The sequence below is a fragment of the Rhodococcus qingshengii JCM 15477 genome (assembly GCF_023221595.1).
Lineage (GTDB): Bacteria > Actinomycetota > Actinomycetes > Mycobacteriales > Mycobacteriaceae > Rhodococcus_F > Rhodococcus_F qingshengii.
In genome coordinates, this window is sequence record NZ_CP096563.1 from 2343440 (window position 1) to 2360477 (window position 17038).

Sequence of the window (17038 nt, forward strand, 5' to 3'; positions counted from 1 at the left end):
GGTGAGACCGTAGCGACCGGATACTCAGCCCGCCGTGATTTGCGCCGTGACCGCGCCACTGAGCTGCGTGAGGTCCGTCGGAGCCAGCTCGATTTCGAGCCCGCGTCGGCCGGCGCTGCAGAGAATGCGGTCCCAGTCGAGCGCCGACGCATCGATCACTGTCGGCAGTTTCTTGCGCTGGCCGAGCGGTGAGATACCGCCGAAGACGTAGCCGCTCGAGCGCTCGGCTTCGGCGCGATCGGCCATGACGGCTTTGCTCGCACCGAGGGCAGCGGCTGCAGCTTTGAGCGAGAGCTTGTCCGGGACCGGCAGGACCGCGACGGCGAGCTTGCCGGTGTCGAGTTTGACGACCAAGGTCTTGAAGATCTGGGCGGCCTCGACGCCTGTCGACTCTGCCAGTGCAGTGACCGCCTCGTCGCCGAAAGATTCGGCGCGAGGATCGTGGTCGTAGCTGTGGACGCGGTGCGGTGTCTTCGACTTGTCGAGAAGTACGGTCGCAGGGGTCGCTGTTCCGGCCATGAGGAACACCCTATGTGGATCGCCGAGAGGTGCATTCGACCAGGCCGGGAACAGAGTCGCTGACTCCCGTGTTGGTACCAGTTGATGAAACTTGTCCCGAGAAGCGAAGGAGCGACCGTGCTGGCTGTGTGTGAGCCACCACCGGCCCGTGGGTCGGATCTTCAGTTGGCGGTAACCTTGATCCCTACGGCTAGTGAAGGGATCAGAGTGCTGGAACACGACCGGCCCAAGGACGAACCGTCAGGGGTAGCTGAACCTATCGACGGCGCAGTGTCCGAAACGCCCGAAACTGCGGATGAGTTGATTGCCCGGTTCGAGCGCGACGCGCTCCCGCTGCTCGACCAGTTGTACGGCGCTGCCCTGCGCATGACGCGGAATCCGGCTGATGCCGAGGATCTCGTGCAGGAGACGTACGTCAAGGCGTACACCGCTTTCCGTTCGTTCCGTGCCGGTACCAACCTGAAAGCCTGGCTGTACCGGATTCTCACGAACACCTACATCAACTCGTACCGCAAGAAGCAGCGCCAACCCGCGCAGTATCCGACGGACGAGATCACCGACTGGCAGTTGGCCGCCACCGCCGAGCACACTTCGACGGGGCTGCGATCGGCCGAGGTGGAGGCGCTCGACGCGTTGCCTGACGACGACATCAAGGCGGCGCTGCAGTCGCTTCCCGAGGAATTCCGTATGGCCGTGTACTACGCCGATGTCGAAGGATTCCCGTACAAGGAGATCGCGGAGATCATGGGCACACCCATCGGAACGGTGATGTCGCGACTGCACCGTGGTCGCAAGCAATTGCGTGGTCTTTTGGCCGATGTCGCAAAAGACCGGGGATTCAATCGGGACGGCGCGGTCGACACAGCCACAGTCGCAGCCACCGAGACGGAAGGTGTCACACGATGAGTGAGCAGGACGAATTCGAAAGGCTCGACTGCTCGGCAGTCATCGCCGACGTCTGGTTGATGCTCGACGGTGAATGCGACGATTCGAGTCGTGCTCGCCTGCAGCGTCATATCGACGATTGTGGATCGTGCCTCGAGGCCTACGGGATCGAAGAGAAGGTCAAGAGCCTGATCAACCGTAAGTGCGGCGGAGACCATGCGCCGGAAAGCCTGCGTCAGAGGCTCACCGTCGAGTTGCGTCGGACCATCGTCATAACGACTACCGAAACCGACAGCTAGTCCGTCAGCGAAGATCTGAGCGGCAGCAGTCGGAAGGCAGTAACGCCGAGGGGCGGGGAAGCAATGCTTCCCCGCCCCTCGGACGTTTTGTTGCGCTACATGTCAGGCGTTTGGACGCTTGCCATGGTTAGCGGCGTTGCCCTTACGGCTGCGCTTCTTACGACCACGCTTACCCATGATTGGTCTCCCTTCTGTTTCTTTCGCGTCATTGTTTCACGCCGATGCCGGTGTGGTTCCATTGGCAGGTCGATCGAGTGATCCGTCGACGTATTTTCGTGGTCAGAGTGCAGTTCCGACAGAAGTGAGGTTCACGATGGCAGAAGACGTGCGCGCCGAGATGGTTTCGACGGTCTACCAGGTCGTCGTGAGCGAGGGAGACGTCGTTGCGGACGGCGACACCCTGGTCATCCTCGAATCCATGAAGATGGAGATTCCCGTCCTGGCCGAGGTTCCGGGAACGGTGACGACGGTGGGCGTCAAGGTCGGCGACGTGATTCAGCAAGGCGATCTGATCGCCGTGATCTCCTAAGCCGGACGATGTCCACTCTCAGTGACCTCCTCGCCGAACACACCGATCTTCCCGGTGCGGCGGTCGACCATCTCCAGCGCGTCGTGGGGGAGTGGCAACTGCTCGCCGACCTCTCCTTTGCCGACGTTCTCTTGTGGGTGGGCACCGAATCGGAGAAGAACCGATCCGAGGGGACGGTCATCTGCGTCGCGCATTGCCGGCCGACAACGGCATCGACGGCTTTTCCGGAGGATGCGGTCGGAACGGTCGTTTCCGAGTCCGAGCACCCGCAGGTTCTTCGCGCTCTCGTGGAGGGCCGCGTCGTGCGCGGGGAAGACGAGACGTGGCGTGAAGGAATGCCGCCGCGTCGGGAAGCCGTTCCGGTGCGTCTGGACGGGCGAGTCATCGCTGTTCTGAGCCGCGACACCAACTTGTCGCACCAGCGAGCGCAGAGTCCGCTCGAGCTCGCGTATCTCGATTGCGCCGAAGACCTGTGTCAGATGATCAGCGACGGAACCTTCCCGATCCGAGAATCGCGCTCCGACACGAACTCGAGCCCACGTGCGGGCGACGGCTTCATCCGTCTCGATACCGAAGGCACAGTCGTCTATGCCAGCCCGAACGCGCTCTCGGCCTATCACCGGATGGGTCTGAGTTCGGATCTGGTGGGTCAAGACCTCGCAGCGCTGACCCGTTCGTTGGTCACCGACCCGTTCGAGTCTCAGGAAGCTGCGGGATACATCCGAGATACGTTGGCGGACAAGCCCGGTCGCCGTATGGAGATCGAGGCGCGCGGGGCGACCGTTCTGCTGCGGGCCCTGGTTCTCAAGCCTGGCGGCCGGCATGTCGGTGCTGCGGTCGTCGTCCGCGACGTCACCGAGGTCAAGCGTCGTGATCGCGCTCTGCTGAGCAAGGACGCAACCATCCGCGAGATTCACCATCGAGTGAAGAACAATCTGCAAACCGTCGCGGCGCTTCTGCGTCTACAGGCCAGGCGAACCGGCAACGACGAAGCGCGACAAGCGTTGACAGAGTCGGTGAGACGCGTGACGTCCATCGCCCTCGTTCACGACACCTTGTCGATGTCGGTGGACGAAGAGGTGGATCTCGACGAGGTGATCGACCGGTTGGTTCCCATGCTCTCCGATGTCGCGGGAGTAGGTGTGCCGGTGACGATTCGGCGTGAGGGCAGTTTCGGAGTGTTCTCCGCCGAGCGCGCCACCCCGCTGGTCATGGTGCTGACGGAGTTGGTGCAGAACGCGATCGAGCACGCTTTCGATCCGGGCGTGACCGGCACGGTCACACTCAGTGCCGAGCGTTCTGCACGCTGGTTGGACGTGATCATCCACGACAACGGGCGCGGCCTGCCGGAGAACTTCGACCTCGAGAAGTCCGATCGCCTCGGACTCCAGATCGTGCGGACTCTGCTGGGAGCCGAGCTCGGTGGCTCGCTCGGACTGCACCCGGGAAGCGGAGGCGGTACCGACGCGGTTCTGCGTGTGCCGCTCGGTAGACGTTCTGCGCGTTACTGATTCGAGCAGCGTTAGCGATTCGAGCAGACAAAAAGCCCGGCACCATGTGGTGCCGGGCTGTCGTCTTCGACTGTGCAGAGGGGCTGTTCTCCGCCGCGAGTCGAACGTCTCGGTTCTACCTAGACGGAAGTGCGTGCACGGGTACGTGCGTTACGACGCTTGAGTGCGCGACGCTCGTCTTCGCTCATTCCGCCCCAGACGCCTGCATCCTGGCCGGACTCGAGAGCCCACGACAGGCACTCGGCGGTGACGGGGCAGCGGTTGCAGACAACCTTGGCATCAGCGATCTGAGCGAGGGCCGGTCCACTGTTTCCCACAGGGAAGAACAGTTCGGGATCCTCGTCGCGACAGATTGCGTTGTGGCGCCAGTCCATCTTTTTTCGCTCCTTAATTGGGTGTGTATTCACACCATTTGGTACCAATGAGTTTGTGTGTGCGTCATCAATGTTTCCGCACTGTTACTTGTGAATGCTTTCACGAACTCGCGGTATGTCAATAGGTTTGAACGGGTTCGTGGGCCAACTCACTAATTTGTGACACACCTGACGGCCACCTGGGCGTCACCGGCATTTTACCCGATTTCGACCTTTTGGCACCAGAGTTTTTGCAGGTCAAACGTGTTGCCTGACTCACGTCGCAATCGGTGCGAACACTTCCAGTGCATCCGGGACCGAGGTGAATTCGACCTTTTCACGAAGTCCGATGTAGTCGCCGTCCATCTGGAGTCCGATCGGTCGCGACGATTCGATGGTGATTGTCGGGACGTCGTCGGTGCGTAAGAGGACCTTCGATTTCGGCTCCGCGCCGCGTGCGAGTAGTTGCCGCACAACCCGCAGGGACGGCAGAACTTTGGTGCTCGTCATGGCGAAGATGCCGAGTCCGCTGTCGAAGGTCGTTCCCGGATTGGTGTGGACGGGACGCTCTTCCAGATATGTCCACGGGCTCGAGTTCGAGACGAATGCGTAGTGGACTCCGGAGACGGGATCCTGATCGGGAAGGTGGACGGTCAGCGCTGGTTCGGCTCGCTTGGCACGGAAGAACGCCGCGATCGCGGTTCGGACATACCGGGCGGGTGTGGCGGCGTCACCGTTCTTACGGCTGGCGTCGACGGCCTCGCACACATCGGCGTCGAGGCCCATTCCGGCGTTGAACGTGAACCAACGGTTGTCGCAGTGTGCGAGCCCGATTCGGCGCCTGGTCCGTTCGGAGAGGAGGTCGACGAGTTGGTTCGTGGCGTCGATCGGGTCGGCGGCAATACCGAGTGAGCGCGCGAAAACGTTTGCCGAGCCTCCCGGGACGACAGCGATCGTCGGGATCGGACCGACCGGAACCGATTTCATCGACGCGGGATGCGGTGACCCGAGCAGTCCGTTGACCACTTCGTTGACCGTTCCGTCGCCGCCGTGGACGATCACCGAGCCGAAGCCGTCTTCGTGGGCTTCGCGCGCCAGTTCGGCGGCATGACCCCGATGTGTGGTGTGCGCCACAGTAAGTCGCACCCGACTCTCGAGGGCGTGTGCCAACAGGTCACGACCGGCAGCGGTGGTGGAGGTGGCATTGGGGTTGACGATCAGCAGTGCGCGCACGGGGCATGAGCCTATCCGGTGTCGTGTTCTAGGCTGGCCTCGTGCCGAATACCGCCAGTCCGAACGCCCTGCCCAAGACAGTCACATGGGCAGGTGCCCTCGTGACGCTGCAAGGGCTGGTTGCCGCCGGGTTCGCGATCGTCGCAGTGATTCGCGGTGCAACCGGCCACGATCAGAGCGTCACCAACGGATACGGATTTGCCGCGTGGGTCGCGATCCTCGGCGGCGCGGTGTTGGCTGCCGGTATCGCTTTGCTGACGGGCCGCCGGTGGGGCCGGGCAATCGCCGTCGTCGCTCAGCTGCTGCTCCTGCCGGTCGCCTGGTCGCTCCTGACCGATTCGCATCAGGTGCCGCTCGGCATCGTTCTGGGTGTCGTCGTTCTCGGCGCTCTGGGCTGCCTGTTCTCGGCTCCGACGTCTCGATGGATGGCAGCGGAGTACGGAGCGTACGCAGACGAGGTGTCGCCGGAAGAAGGACGCCCGGACGAGACCGACGAGCCGCGGGACAAGTAGGACGGAACGCCTACCCTGCTTCGGTCCTACTCAGCTTCGGCGGCGAGAGCTCCGAGGTGGGTGCCGGTCAGGCGATACGTGGTCCACTCCGTCTTCGCGTCGGCACCGAGTGACTCGTAGAACTTGATCGAGGGGGTGTTCCAGTTGAGCACCGACCAGGACAGCCGGGTGTAGTCGTTGTCGGTGCACTCCTTGGCGAGCGCGGCTAGAAGAGCCTTCCCGTGGCCTGATCCGCGCTGACTGGGCTTGACGTACAGGTCTTCGAGGTAGATGCCGTGAGCGCCGTCCCACGTCGAGAAATTGCGAAACCACAACGCCATGCCGACGACGTCGTCGGCCGAATTCACAGCGACGTGCGCGAAGGCCGTCGCGGCCGGCCCGAACAACGCCTCGCCGATCTGTTCCGCCTTCACGGTGCACTCGTCGAGGGCCTTCTGGTAGTCGGCCAACTCGTAGATCATGTCGGTGATCGGCTGGACGTCTGCGGGCGTGGCGCGTCGGATCATAGGGAGAATCTTAGGCCTCAAGCCTCGACGAGCGGCGGCACGTTGTGATGGACGAGGTGGGTGGCGCCGTGCTCGTAACCGAGAACCGAGTAAGCGCCGGGGGACAAGGCGAAACGCTTTCCTTCCGTCACCGGGAGCTCGAGCCAGCGGGCGATGAGTGCGCGTGAGAAGTGGCCGTGCCCGATCAGGATCACGTCGCGTTCGGGTAGTTGCGAACGCACCATCGACAGCACCATGTCGGTCCGGGCGTGGATCTGATCGGCCTGCTCGCCGCCGGGGCACGGGTGCGTCCAGACGGTCCAATCGGGCACCGTTGCGCGGATCTCGGGCGTCGTGAGGCCTTCGTAATCGCCGTAGTCCCATTCGGACAGTGCATCCCAGGTTCGCTCTTCCGGCAGGCCGGCGAGATCACCCGTCAACTGTGCGCGCAGCCGCGGACTCGTCAGAATCATGGGGTTCCGGAGGTCGAGGGTTCGCAAGCGATTTCCGGTCGCGGTTGCCTGCATCTCGCCGAGCGGAGTCAGCGGAACCTCGGTCCGGCCCGTGTGTTTCCCGGTGCGTGCCCACTCGGTTTCACCGTGGCGCATGAGTACGACGCGAGCACCGAGGGGGATCGACGAGGGGGCGGACTGGGAGGTCATGTCGACCATCATTGCAGGCTGCCTCGCGTGTGTAGCTCGCCTCCTGGCGCGAAGTGCGCAAGGATCTACGTGTGACGACGGTTCTCGCAGTGGCGAATCAAAAGGGCGGCGTGGCTAAAACCACTACCGTCGCTTCTCTCGGTGCGGCTTTGTCCGCGCTCGGACAACGAGTTCTGGTGGTGGATCTCGACCCGCAGGGCTGCCTGACGTTCTCGCTCGGACACAACCCGGATCGCCTCGAGCGTTCGGTCAACGAGGTCCTGGCGGGTGATCTCGACGCGGTCGACGCCGTGCTGAAGACGGACGACGGTATGGATCTCCTGCCGGCCACGATCGATCTCGCGGGCGCCGAAGCGCTGCTCCTGATGCGACCCGGTCGAGAGTTCGCGCTCAAGCGGGCGCTGTCTCCGCTCCTGGGCTCTTACGACGTCATCATCATCGACTGCCCACCGTCGTTGGGTGTGCTCACACTCAACGGATTGACTGCGGCGCAGTCGGTTCTGGTTCCACTGCAATGCGAAACCCTCGCACACCGCGGCGTCGGACAGCTGCTGCGTACGGTTCGTGAAGTCCAAGCCATCACCAACCCGGATCTTGTTCTGCTCGGCGCACTTCCGACTCTGTACGACGCTCGAACCACGCACAGTCGCGACGTGCTCGCCGACGTCAGCGACCGCTACTCCCTGGCCGTTCTGGCGCCTCCGATCCCACGCACCGTCAAGTTCGCCGAGGCGTCCGCGTCGGGCGCGACGGTCCTCGCCGGACGAAAGAACAAGGGTGCGGATGCCTATCGTGAACTCGCGGACAATCTCGTAAAGCATTGGGCTGGAAACGAAGTCGTGACTTTCGCGCCGGAGCTGGCGATCTGAGGAAGGTGAGCTTCTAGCGCAGCGCGAACAAGGTATCGCCGCGCTGTTCCAGAATCGTCTCGCCCGCACTGGCGAGCACGATCGGTGTCGCCGTCTCACCGCGGTCGACTGCGATCATGCGCTGCACCGCTCCGTCCGACGGACTGACGGCTGCAATGCCGCCCGGAACGGGGATGAGCATCTGACCGGCAACCATGCTTCCGGGTCCGGACGTTCCGTTGACGATCCACGTCGGAGCCAGATCGCTCAGGCGCAGGTTGACGGTCTGCGAGCCGGTCCACCACGTGATCGAAGCCTTGTCGGCGTGGGTGCGGGCGCCTTCGGTCACCGTTCCCTCGATCGGATAGTCGACGATCGGATTGCCGGATCCGTCGAAAATGGTGATGCGAGAAACGGTTCCGTTGGCGGCAGGGAGGTAGACGGCCGTCTTTTCGCCGGCCACGGCAAGCAGGCGGGCGCCCTCGGAGTCGAGGAGAATCGCGGATCCGTACTCTTCGGGTTCCTGGGCGTCCTTGGGTGCGGGATTCATCACCGTCAACCTGTTGGAGGCTTCACCGGGGCAGCGCTCGAGTACCGAGACTCGGTTGGCGCTCGACGCAGCGTCGAGCAGCGTGCATCCGGTGCGGGGTTGCTTGTTGGGGTTGACCTTCGCGTCGACCCGGCCGTACTCGAGGGTTCGGACGAGGTCCGAGCGCCACAGCTCCATTCGCTCACTGCCGCGCGAAATCAGGTAGGTGCCGTCCGCTGAAAGGCTGACCGCAGAATCGGCGTCGCTGTTGCGCTGGTCCTTTCGGGCGCCGGTGTCGGCGACCAGCGACGTGACCTGAGAGCAACCGCGATCGTCCTGATAGACGCTGACGACGCGATCCCACGAACCGATCGCGCCGCACAGCGGAATGTTGCGCGCGTATCGCCATACTTCTTCGCCCGTTGCCGGATCGCGGCCGATCACCTCGGAGCCGTCGGCGGTGACGACGGCATTTCCGACGGTGATCGGTGCCGTCGAGTCGGCACTGGGAGATTCCCACGTCTGCTTCAGGATGTCGGGTAACAACACCGACGTCGACAGAGGTGGGAGTGGAGATTCGGCGGTGACCGAGGTGGTTCCGCGCGCATCACTGCGCAACCACACAACGGTCACCGCCACGATTACGGCCAGCGCGATTGCCAGCGCACCGATCACATCTGAGCGAGTACGCCTTTCGGGAGCCAGCACATCGGCAGCTTACTCTGCGGCGCCTGCTGTCGCGGAAGCCGCGGGGCGACGACGCCGACGGCGACGCGGCTTGGCCGCTCCGTCTTCGTCCGAGTTCTCGGCAGCGGTTGCCGCGGGTGCCGAAGGGGGAGCTGTGGTGGCGCCGGCGGTGGTGGACGTCGGGGCGTCGGTCGAAGCGCCGGCGCGGGTGCGGCGACGGGTCCGGTTGCGGCGGGGAGCGGCCTTCTCTTCGTTGCCGTCCGAGTCGGTCGACTTCGGCGCGTCTGCTTTTTCCGTTGCTGCCTTGTCCGTTGCTGCCTTCTCAGGTGCGGCCTTGGCCTTGCGAACAGTGCCCTTGGCATCGGCCGGAATGGACAACTCTTCGTAGAGGTGCGGCGAGCTGGAGTAGGTCTCGACCGGGTCGGGGATTCCGAGGCTCAGTGCCTTGTCGATGAGCTGCCAGCGAGGGATGTCGTCCCAGTCGACCAGCGTGACGGCGATGCCGGTGCGTCCGGCGCGGCCGGTACGACCGATGCGGTGGACGTAGGTCTTCTCGTCCTCGGGGCACTGGTAGTTGATGACGTGGGTGACGTCGTCGATGTCGATACCGCGGGCAGCGACGTCGGTGGCGACCAGAACGTCGACCTTGCCGTTACGGAAGCCCTTCAGCGCCTTTTCACGGGCGATCTGTCCGAGGTCACCGTGGACGGCACCGACGGAGAAGCCGCGTTCCGCGAGATCGTCGGCCACCTTCTGGGCTGTGCGCTTGGTGCGGGTGAAGATCATCGTCGCGCCGCGGCCTTCGGCCTGCAGGACGCGGGCGACCATCTCGGCCTTGTCGAGCGCGTGTGCACGGTAGATGTGCTGGCTGGTGCGATCGTGCACCGCGGAGGATTCGGCCTCTTCGGCGCGGATGTGCGTCGGCTGCGTCAGGAAGGTACGAGCCAGGGTGATGATCGGGCCGGGCATCGTCGCGGAGAAGAGCATCGTCTGACGCTTGTCGGGGACCATGCCCATGAGGCGTTCGATGTCGGGGAGGAATCCCAGGTCGAGCATTTCGTCGGCCTCGTCGAGGACGAGAACGCCCACCTTGCCCAGGATCAGGTGCGACTGGTTGGCGAGGTCGAGCAGGCGACCCGGGGTGCCGACGACAACGTCGACGCCCTTCTGGAGTGCCGAGATCTGCGCCTCGTACGGACGGCCGCCGTAGATGGGCAGAACCTGGAGACCGCGGTCGCCGACCCGGAGGTACTTGCTGGCGTTCTCGAGGTCGCGGGCAACCTGGATGCACAGCTCGCGGGTGGGAACGATGATCAGAGCGCGGGGCGTGCCGTCGAGAACAGCTGTGCCGTTCTCGGCGGTGACGATGCGATGCAGGAGCGGGACGCCGAAACCGAAGGTCTTGCCCATTCCGGTGCGGGCCTGACCGATGAGGTCGTCACCGGCGAGAGCCAACGGAAGGGTGAGTTCCTGGATGGCGAAGGTGCGCTCGATGCCGATCTCGTTCAGTGCGCGGACGATTTCGTCGCGGACACCGAGTTCGGCGAAGCTCGGGGGTACATGGGTGTCGTCGAGCTGGACGGAAACGGTGTTCTCGGTTGCTTCGTCTTCGTGGTCGACAGTGATCTTGCTCAGGGGACTAGCCTTTCCTCGTGGCGGTACGCACGCACAAGGTAAGGGGCCAGGCCGTAAGTCGGCCGATGTCGATGCCCTCTTTTTCTTCGGTCATGCCTACGCCTCAGCACTGAATTCCACTCGGACGAATTCGAACCGTCCGGAGATCTCGGCGAAGCGGGCGACAACCGTCGATGCAGGTGCGCGCACATTATCGGTGGGGTTCGTGTGAATACAGCCGTCCCGGCTAACCAATTGGCCCGGGGGAACTGGCGAACTCCCAAGACCATTGTAGCTGCACGTTGTCCGTCCCTCGCGATGACATGTCGAAGATCACCGAATCGGACATGCGGTCCTTGCCGGTCGCGTCGGCCGTCGAAGCACTACAGTTCGTAGTCATGGGCGCACACGATCTTGATGCTTCGACGGACGCTGGAACCGGAGGCCGAGTCGCTTCCGATCACCCTGGCGTGATCGATTTGTTTGCCGTTCTCGCGTATGGCGAGATTTCGGCGTTCTACCGTTTGGCGGAGGACGCACAAATGGCACCGGACCTGCGAGGCAAGGTGGCGTTCGCCAGCATGGCCGCCGCCGAGATGGACCACTTCGAGACTCTGGAAACGGCGTTGACGGAACGTGGCCACGAGATCTTCGCCGTCATGGACCCGTTCGTTCGAGCTCTCGACAACTACCACGCGTCGACGACACCGTCGACGTGGCTGGAATCGCTCGTGAAGGCGTACGTCGGCGACGGAATCGCTGCCGACTTCTATCGCGAGATCGGGCACTCCCTCCCGGCGGATGTCGCGGAAATCGTCGAGGACGTGCTGTCCCAGACGGGCCACTCGGAGTTCGTGGTGCTCGAGGTGAAGGCAGCAGTGGAGGCCAGTACTCGCGCCAAGGACCGGTTGATGCTGTGGGGACGCCGTCTTCTGGGCGAAGCAATCACGCAGGCACAGTTCGTGCTGGCGCAGCGTGAAGATCTCACCGATCTGGTGATCTCCGCCTCCGGCGACCTCAACGGAGTTGTCGCGTTGTTCGACGGCATGCAGGCAAAGCATGCCGAGCGGATGGCGATTCTCGGACTCGTCTAGGTGCCTGTTCGCTCTGGGCACAGCGTGCAGAGGAGCGTGGGCGGTCGTTGCTGCATTAGCCTTGCGTCGACAACGGATGTAATTCACGAACAGTTCGGAGGTTGACCGTGGAGGTCAAGATCGGTGTAATCGACAGCCCGCGTGAGCTCATCGTCAACAGCGAACAGACCCCTGACGAGGTCGAGACACTGGTCGCGGCTGTCCTCGGTGGCCGCGAGCCGGTTCTGGCTCTCGTCGACGACAAGGGCCGCAAGTTCCTGGTGCAGGCTTCTCGTGTGGCGTACGTGGAGATCGGTCCGTCCGATATCCGCAAGGTCGGATTCGCGCCTACCGTCTGACGCGTAGCTGTAACAGCAGAATGGGCGGGCAGTCGTGAGACTGCCCGCCCATTCTCGTTCGGGTTCCGGTTACTTCGTTTCGGCTTGCAGCGGCACGTGTGAGAGACCGCCCCACGCGAGGGTCACGGTGATTTCCACGGCTTCTTCCTTCGGGATCGGCCGCGCGGCCTCGAGCCAGTACCGCGCAGTGAACTGGCTGGCACCGACAAGACCGACCGCAAGGATGCGCGCGCGGTACGGATCGAGTCCGGAATCCTGACTCACCAGGTCGAACACGGCGTCGACGCAGGCTTCGGTGGCTTGTTCGACGCGTGTCTGGACCTGAGGTTCGCCCATGATGTCGGACTCGAACACCAGGCGGAAGCCCTGGGAGTCGTTGTCGACGAAGTCGAAGAACGCCTGGACCGCGGCGCGGACACGCTGTTTGTTGTCCGTCGTCGATCGCAGGGCCTGGCGTACACCCGAGATGAGGCTGTCGACGTAACTCTGCAGGACAGCGACGTACAGTTCGAGTTTGCCTGGGAAATGTTGGTACAGAACTGGCTTGCTGACACCGGCACATTCGGCGATCTCGTCCATGCCGGCCGAGTGGTACCCGTTCGCAACGAATACCTCACTTGCAGCTGCGAGGAGCTGGAGGCGGCGCGCATCGCGGGGGAGGCGGGTGCTGCGACGTGTTCCGGCAGGCTTGCCAGCCGTTGTACCGCGATCGGAGTCAGTCCGATCCGCGAGTTCTGTCATGTCGCTTCCAATCTGAGCAAAAGTAATTCGGTCGGCGCGCGGATCCGCGAGTCGCGTGTGCGTACCCGCCAGTATCCTCCGTCACACCGGTCGTAGCCGAATGAACGATACCGTGTGTCGCCCGGGCGAGTCGCGCGTGCCTCGGTGAGCGAGACCAGCGGTCTTTCTCGTTACAGGACGGGCTGCCATGACACGCCAGGACCAGCAAGTTTCGGTCAGCCCGGGCGAGCGACTTGCCGTGTGTGAGATTCTGGACGACGTGACTGACCCAGGGGGACCGCGCATGCGTGGACGAACTACGCAGAACCCTGAACGTGAGGAACGTCGAATGCGTAGCGGAACTGGAGCGCCTCGCGACGAACGTCGGCCGGAGGTGCCGGATGATCGTGCCTACGGCGAACGCGACTATCGCGGCATTTCCTCCCATCAGCCTTTGCGCGCCCAATGGGATCCGACCAAACGAGAAGTGGGCCGAACCCCGCGTAATCCGCGACCGGACCGGGCAGCGCGAAAGCAGAGCAAGCTCGGGCGCTTCGTCTCGACCTACGGTTGGCGGGCCTACGCGATTCCGGTTCTCGTGGTGCTCACCATTCTTGTGATCGTCGATGCGGTACGGCCGGACGCCACAGACTCCGCGAGCAAGACGTCGGCCACCGCCGACCTCGCGCACAGCACCGACGGAACCGATGTCATCGGTGCCCCACCGGCCGGAGACGGAACTTTTGCCTCGTCGATACCGTCCGGTGCCCTTCCCGACGGTGGTCCGTTCACCGTCGCGGGGGGTGGAACGTGGCACGTCGTACCAGGTACGACGGGCAAGGTCGGACAGGGAACCGAACGCGAGTTCACGTACACGGTCGAGATCGAGGACGGCGTCGACACGACCGGCTTCGGCGGAGACGAATCGTACGGACGCATGGTCGACCAGACACTGGCCAATCCGAAGAGTTGGACCAACGATCCCAAGGTCGCGTTCCGGCGCGTCGACGCCGGCGAGCCGGACTTCCGGATCTCCTTGACCTCACAGATGACGATCCGCGAAGGCTGTGGATACGAAATCGAACTCGAAGGATCCTGCTACAACCCGAGCATGGACCGAGTCCTGCTCAACGAACCGCGATGGGTGCGAGGCGCCATTTCGTTCCAGGGCGACATCGGCTCGTATCGGCAGTATCAGATCAATCACGAGGTCGGCCATGCCATCGGATACGCCGCTCATCAGCCGTGCGAGACCGAAGGCGGACTCGCACCGATCATGATGCAGCAGACCTTCGGAACCGCGAACAACGACATCGCTAGGCTTGATCCCGAGGGCGTCGTTCCGATGAACGGACTCACGTGCCGCTTCAATCCGTGGCCGTACCCCCGAGCGTGACCGGATCGAGAATCCCTGATCTCGTCTTGAACTAGGAGTGTTTCGCGGTGTCTGCAACACCCGTCGTATTGCCACCACTGGTGGAGCCGGCATCCCAGTTGAGCCGGGAGGAAGTTGCCCGATACAGCCGGCACCTGATCATCCCGAACATAGGCATGACCGGTCAGAAGCGGCTCAAGAATGCACGAGTCCTGTTCATCGGCGCCGGTGGATTGGGTTCACCGGCACTGCTCTACCTCGCGGCCGCAGGAGTGGGCACCATCGGGATCGCCGAGTTCGACGAGGTCGACATGTCGAACCTGCAGCGTCAGGTGATTCACGGACGCTCCGACGTCGGACGCCCGAAGGCGCTCAGCGCGAAGGAGTCGATTCTCGAAATCAACGAGCACGTCGACGTCCGGTTGCACGAGTTCCGCCTGGACAACTCCAACGCGGTCGAACTGTTCTCCGAGTACGACCTGATCCTGGACGGTACGGACAACTTCGCGACGCGGTACCTCGTCAACGATGCTGCCGTCATCGCGGGAAAGCCGTACGTGTGGGGCTCGATCTACCGCTTCGAAGGGCAGGTCTCGGTCTTCTGGGAAGACGCCCCGGACGGCGCGGGACTGAACTATCGCGATCTTTACCCGGAGGCGCCGCCGCCAGGCATGGTCCCCTCGTGCGCCGAGGGTGGTGTGCTCGGAGTCCTGCCCGCGACCGTCGGTTCGATCATGGCGACCGAGGCGGTCAAGCTCATCACGGGGATCGGCGAACCGCTTCTCGGACGCCTGATGATCTACGACGCACTTGCGATGACGTTCCGGACGATCCGCCTTCAGCGTGATCCGACCCGCGTGCCGGTCACCGCCTTGATCGACTACGACGCGTTCTGCGGTGTCGTGTCCGAAGAGGCGAGTGCCGCTGCTGTCGGTTCGACGATCACGGCGCCCGAACTGGAGGCCATGATCGGCGAGGGACGGTCGATCGAGCTGGTCGACGTACGAGAACCGGTTGAATGGGACATCATGCATCTGCCGGGGGCCGTGCTGATCCCGAAGGACCGCATCCTGTCCGGTGAAGCTCTGGCGACGTTGCCGCAGAACAAGCAGATAGTGCTGTACTGCAAAACCGGCATTCGTTCCGCCGAGGCATTGGCATTTCTCAAGAACGCCGGTTTCTCCGACGCGGTCCACGTTCAAGGCGGCGCGATCGCCTGGGCGAACCAGGTGGATGCGAGTCTGCCGGTCTACTAGGCGCGCCTCGCGGGAGGCGGCGCCGCGCACCGGTAGCGTTGGGGTGTGAGCACAGGCCAACCTCCCCAGCACGTGTGCTCCACCTTCGGCCTCCGTGAAGTCGATCCCATCCCACTCGGTGCGGATTGGGACGGCGGGTGGCTGTGTGGAGACGTCGTCCTTTCAGCAGTCGCGGATCATGCCCGCGCAGCGTGGTCGGCGAAGGTGCGAGAGAACCTCGAAGTCGACGGCGTTCGGCTGGCTCGACCGGTGCGTTCGACCGACGGTCGTTACGTCGTCTCGGGCTGGCGTGCCGACACCTTCATCGTCGGATCGCCGGAACCACGTCACGACGAAGTGGTCTCGATGTCCTGCCGACTGCATGCGGCGACGGCCTCGCTCGAGCGCCCGCGCTTCCTTGCGCAACCGCCCGTGCCGCCGTGGGCCGAGGTCGACGTATTCGTCGCCGCTGATCGCGCGGCATGGGAAACGGTTCCGCTGAGGATCGCGAAGGGCGTCGAGCAACTCGAGACGCCCACTCCTGACGGTCGCAAGAGTCTGGAACTGATCGCCGGGCTCGCTACTTTGCGTAAGCCGGTGCAGAGCCCGGACCAGCTCGTGCACGGCGATCTGTTCGGGACAGTGCTGTTCTCGGGCAGTATGGCGCCCGGAATCACCGACATCACGCCGTATTGGCGGCCGGCTGCGTGGGCCGCCGCCGTCGCTGTGGTCGACGCGATCTCGTGGGGCGGTGCCGACGAGGCACTGGTCGGCCGGTGGGAAGATCTCCCCGAGTGGCCGCAGATGCTTCTACGTGCGGTGATGTTCCGCTTGGCGGTTCATGTTCTGCATCCTCGCTCGACGGCGGACGCGTTCCCGGGGTTGGCCCGTACGTCCGACATCGTGCGCTTGCTGCTCTAGATCGGGGCGCCGGTACCGAAGTCCGAGACCAGGCCCTCGAACAGCTCGCGTGCGGCGTTCGAGGCGGCCACGGTGTTCCCGTCGACGACAGCGTTGACGAGGTTTCCGTGCTGCGAGTGGAATCCTTCGCCGGTTGCATCGATGTGCTGTTGGATCGTGGTCTCGATGACCGGGAGCAGGGAGTCGTAGAACTCCAGGTAGACCTCGTTGTGGCTGGCCGCGACGATTGCTCGGTGCAGGGCGACGTCCGCGGTGGTGGCAGCGTCGACGTCCTGACCCTCCCATGACGCGGTGCGAAGCTCGAGTAGCCGCGTCAGTTCGGCGATGTCGTCTTCGGTTCGCCGTGCGGCGGCGAGGGTGGCTGCAGTGATGTCGAGTGCGCGCCGAAGTTCGAGTACATCCCGCTGGTGGGCACCGGCAAAGTAGTTGCCGAGAGTGCCACCGAGGTCGGAGACGGCAACGACGTAGGTGCCCGATCCCTGACGACGTTCCAGCATTCCGGCGTGTACGAGCGCCTGGACCGCCTCGCGCACGGTATTGCGACCGGTCCCGGTCAGCTCCGACAGTTCCGGTTCGGTGGGGATTTTTGAACCGATCGGCCAGGTTCCGCTCCGGATCTCGTTGCGGAGTTGTTCGGTGACCTGCGAGATGAGACTTGCGCGTCGAACGGGTTGCACGTGGTTGTTTCC

At 63.7% G+C, this 17038-nt stretch carries 21 protein-coding genes; 11 read left to right on the forward strand and 10 right to left on the reverse strand.

Annotated elements, in window-relative coordinates:
• Positions 1-24 precede the first annotated feature (24 nt).
• A complete protein-coding gene (ybaK, locus tag M0639_RS10740) occupies positions 25-519 on the reverse strand; it encodes a Cys-tRNA(Pro) deacylase (protein ID WP_047271686.1) in 495 nt (164 codons plus the stop codon).
• Between the two features lie 207 nt (positions 520-726).
• On the opposite strand from ybaK, the gene M0639_RS10745 reads away from it, so the two are divergent.
• Both M0639_RS10745 and rsrA read left to right on the forward strand, forming a co-directional pair.
• A complete protein-coding gene (locus tag M0639_RS10745) occupies positions 727-1425 on the forward strand; it encodes a sigma-70 family RNA polymerase sigma factor (protein WP_042922166.1) in 699 nt (232 codons plus the stop codon).
• Positions 1422-1703, forward strand: coding sequence for a mycothiol system anti-sigma-R factor (gene rsrA, locus M0639_RS10750; RefSeq protein ID WP_003940722.1), 282 nt, complete (start codon positions 1422-1424; stop codon positions 1701-1703). Before M0639_RS10745 ends, rsrA begins: the two co-directional genes overlap by 4 nt.
• Before the next feature lie 102 nt (positions 1704-1805).
• On the opposite strand, the gene M0639_RS35185 is transcribed toward rsrA, so the two are convergent.
• Entirely contained in the window at positions 1806-1880 is a 75-nt protein-coding gene (locus tag M0639_RS35185; protein WP_022597109.1) for a 50S ribosomal protein bL37, read from the reverse strand.
• Between the two features lie 136 nt (positions 1881-2016).
• On the opposite strand from M0639_RS35185, the gene M0639_RS10755 reads away from it, so the two are divergent.
• Together M0639_RS10755 and M0639_RS10760 are read left to right on the forward strand one after the other, a co-directional pair.
• Positions 2017-2232 (forward strand): biotin/lipoyl-binding carrier protein, encoded by a 216-nt coding sequence (locus M0639_RS10755; protein ID WP_007731208.1) that lies wholly within the window; start codon positions 2017-2019, stop codon positions 2230-2232.
• Between the two features lie 8 nt (positions 2233-2240).
• Positions 2241-3743, forward strand: coding sequence for a sensor histidine kinase (locus M0639_RS10760; RefSeq protein WP_003940890.1), 1503 nt, complete (start codon positions 2241-2243; stop codon positions 3741-3743).
• Between the two features lie 119 nt (positions 3744-3862).
• On the opposite strand, the gene M0639_RS10765 is transcribed toward M0639_RS10760, so the two are convergent.
• Together M0639_RS10765 and M0639_RS10770 are read right to left on the reverse strand one after the other, a co-directional pair.
• The gene (locus tag M0639_RS10765; protein WP_003940950.1) at positions 3863-4117 is read right to left on the reverse strand and encodes a WhiB family transcriptional regulator; all 255 of its coding nucleotides are present in this window, start codon (positions 4115-4117) and stop codon (positions 3863-3865) included.
• 255 nt (positions 4118-4372) lie between these two features.
• Positions 4373-5329 carry a diacylglycerol/lipid kinase family protein gene (locus M0639_RS10770; RefSeq protein WP_064074944.1) on the reverse strand — a complete coding sequence of 319 codons (957 nt, stop codon included), beginning with the start codon at positions 5327-5329 and terminating at the stop codon, positions 4373-4375.
• 41 nt (positions 5330-5370) lie between these two features.
• Here M0639_RS10770 and M0639_RS10775 point away from each other — a divergent pair, with 41 nt between their 5' ends.
• A complete protein-coding gene (locus M0639_RS10775; RefSeq protein WP_007731217.1) occupies positions 5371-5841 on the forward strand; it encodes a hypothetical protein in 471 nt (156 codons plus the stop codon).
• A gap of 26 nt (positions 5842-5867) precedes the next feature.
• Here M0639_RS10775 and M0639_RS10780 read toward each other — a convergent pair whose 3' ends face one another.
• Together M0639_RS10780 and M0639_RS10785 are read right to left on the reverse strand one after the other, a co-directional pair.
• Positions 5868-6347: a GNAT family N-acetyltransferase gene (locus M0639_RS10780; protein WP_003940724.1), complete on the reverse strand. Its 480-nt coding sequence runs from the start codon at positions 6345-6347 to the stop codon at positions 5868-5870.
• A gap of 17 nt (positions 6348-6364) precedes the next feature.
• Positions 6365-6988, reverse strand: a complete 624-nt coding sequence (locus tag M0639_RS10785; protein WP_080552758.1) for an acid phosphatase — start codon at positions 6986-6988, stop codon at positions 6365-6367.
• A gap of 71 nt (positions 6989-7059) precedes the next feature.
• Between M0639_RS10785 and M0639_RS10790 the strand changes: the two genes are divergently transcribed.
• Positions 7060-7857, forward strand: a complete 798-nt coding sequence (locus tag M0639_RS10790) for a ParA family protein (RefSeq protein WP_030535000.1) — start codon at positions 7060-7062, stop codon at positions 7855-7857.
• 13 nt (positions 7858-7870) lie between these two features.
• Here M0639_RS10790 and M0639_RS10795 read toward each other — a convergent pair whose 3' ends face one another.
• Both M0639_RS10795 and M0639_RS10800 read right to left on the reverse strand, forming a co-directional pair.
• Complete coding sequence (locus tag M0639_RS10795; RefSeq protein ID WP_030534999.1) at positions 7871-9073, reverse strand: Rv3212 family protein; 1203 nt, start codon at positions 9071-9073, stop codon at positions 7871-7873.
• A 9-nt stretch (positions 9074-9082) separates the two neighbouring features.
• Positions 9083-10687 (reverse strand): DEAD/DEAH box helicase, encoded by a 1605-nt coding sequence (locus tag M0639_RS10800; protein ID WP_063316629.1) that lies wholly within the window; start codon positions 10685-10687, stop codon positions 9083-9085.
• A gap of 377 nt (positions 10688-11064) precedes the next feature.
• Between M0639_RS10800 and M0639_RS10805 the strand changes: the two genes are divergently transcribed.
• Both M0639_RS10805 and M0639_RS10810 read left to right on the forward strand, forming a co-directional pair.
• Positions 11065-11760, forward strand: coding sequence for a ferritin-like fold-containing protein (locus M0639_RS10805; protein ID WP_029255047.1), 696 nt, complete (start codon positions 11065-11067; stop codon positions 11758-11760).
• Between the two features lie 107 nt (positions 11761-11867).
• Positions 11868-12098: a DUF3107 domain-containing protein gene (locus tag M0639_RS10810; RefSeq protein ID WP_003942312.1), complete on the forward strand. Its 231-nt coding sequence runs from the start codon at positions 11868-11870 to the stop codon at positions 12096-12098.
• Positions 12099-12167: 69 nt separating this feature from the next.
• On the opposite strand, the gene fasR is transcribed toward M0639_RS10810, so the two are convergent.
• Complete coding sequence (gene fasR / locus M0639_RS10815) at positions 12168-12839, reverse strand: HTH-type transcriptional activator FasR (RefSeq protein WP_003942309.1); 672 nt, start codon at positions 12837-12839, stop codon at positions 12168-12170.
• A 328-nt stretch (positions 12840-13167) separates the two neighbouring features.
• Between fasR and M0639_RS10820 the strand changes: the two genes are divergently transcribed.
• From M0639_RS10820 to M0639_RS10830, 3 genes are read left to right on the forward strand one after another with little or no spacing between them, the layout of a single operon-like run.
• Positions 13168-14214, forward strand: a complete 1047-nt coding sequence (locus M0639_RS10820; protein WP_007731223.1) for a DUF3152 domain-containing protein — start codon at positions 13168-13170, stop codon at positions 14212-14214.
• 47 nt (positions 14215-14261) lie between these two features.
• Positions 14262-15449 (forward strand): adenylyltransferase/sulfurtransferase MoeZ, encoded by a 1188-nt coding sequence (gene moeZ, locus M0639_RS10825; RefSeq protein WP_064074945.1) that lies wholly within the window; start codon positions 14262-14264, stop codon positions 15447-15449.
• 45 nt (positions 15450-15494) lie between these two features.
• A complete protein-coding gene (locus tag M0639_RS10830; protein ID WP_007731227.1) occupies positions 15495-16349 on the forward strand; it encodes a TIGR02569 family protein in 855 nt (284 codons plus the stop codon).
• Here the strand turns inward: M0639_RS10830 and M0639_RS10835 are convergent.
• A complete protein-coding gene (locus tag M0639_RS10835) occupies positions 16346-17026 on the reverse strand; it encodes a FadR/GntR family transcriptional regulator (protein ID WP_064074946.1) in 681 nt (226 codons plus the stop codon). The genes M0639_RS10830 and M0639_RS10835 overlap by 4 nt on opposite strands.
• Between the last annotated feature and the right edge of the window lie 12 nt (positions 17027-17038).